The organism is Burkholderia sp. BCC1996 (assembly GCF_905339955.1).
Taxonomy (GTDB): domain Bacteria; phylum Pseudomonadota; class Gammaproteobacteria; order Burkholderiales; family Burkholderiaceae; genus Burkholderia.
This window is the reverse complement of record NZ_CAJPHM010000079.1, coordinates 1-1,171: the sequence shown is the minus strand read 5'-3', so window position 1 is coordinate 1,171 and position 1,171 is coordinate 1. Positions and strand designations below refer to the sequence as shown.

Annotated in this window: 2 pseudogenes; both read right to left on the bottom strand. The window is 58.6% G+C overall.

Features of this window, described 5'->3' with window-relative positions:
* A pseudogene (locus U4Z64_RS37245) lies at window positions 1-837 on the bottom strand (virulence factor); the annotation flags it as partial.
* Window positions 838-900: 63 nt separating this feature from the next.
* A pseudogene (locus tag U4Z64_RS37240) lies at window positions 901-1,171 on the bottom strand (virulence factor); the annotation flags it as partial.

The following is a 1,171-nucleotide window of genomic DNA, read 5'->3' as shown; positions in this document are numbered from 1 at the left end:
GGTTGCGGCCTTGCCGATCCAGGCGAGCGGTTCGCGCTCGGTGTTGAAGTTCGGGCCGGCGAGGAACAGCACGACGAGGTTTTCGTTGATCTGCGCATCCGTGGGCGGGAAGTTCGGGGCGTCCCAGTTCATTGCCCATACGGTCTTGTCGGGGTTCGCCTGTAAATAGTCCAACGCGTTGTTCAGCGATGTGAAGCCGGCGTTTGCGCCGCCTTGGGTGATTTGTACGTCGGGAGGCGTGTCGCGGCTCCACATCGTCGGGAAATGCCGATTGCCAATCGAGAATGTCTTTCGGATCGAGTCTTGCAAGTAGGTTTGCGACTCGGTCGCATCAAGTCGGTTCGGAATGGAAAGCTCGACACGAATGCCCGCCAGTTCATGCCAGTCCTTCTGATTGGCCGGGCTCACTGTGTAGAAATATTTTGGATTGGATGCGTAGCGCGACCGAAGTAGAAGCGGTAACTCGAACATGTACTTGCGATAGAAGCCTCTAAACGTTTCAGTGCCTCTGTTGCCGTATGCGATACCCGCTACCGATTGCAGCGTCGTAAAAGACTTCGGATCGGTGCGGACCATATCGTCATTCTTGTTCGGCACTGCAAGTCCCTGCGTCCACAACAATTGCCATTCGGTCGGGTAATCCTTCCGCTGCAATGGATTCAACCAAATCAGACCGACAACCTGTGCGACTAACGGCTTCGCCGGTTCTTCGGCTGCCACCGCCGTATTCCTTGTGGACTCTTTGGCAGGAGTGGCACGTGCCGGCCGCATCATGGCAGTGGTGAATAGAAACACCATAAGCGTGGCCAAGCCGGGTAATACACGGAATCGCTTCATTCAATCTCCTGTTGCGACGCGGCGATCACGTTGACACGCAACGTGCCGCCGCGCTGGTTGGCATCACCACGAATAGCCTTGCATTCCGTAGTCGGTGTCGTGTCGACGTCCCCACCAGGGGAGGTACGCGTTGTTGCCGCCGCGTGCGCGGAACCAGTCTCGGTCCGGATCGATCGGGGTGAGCTTCGACGGTGGTCTGACGACGACCGCGACGGGGTGCTCGGGGTCGGTCGTGCCTGCGACCAAGGCGTTGCCGCCGAAATGGTTGATCCGGCCGATTGCGAGTGCGACATCGGTCAATGCGCTGCCGGTTCCCATGTCGCCGAGCAGGGCT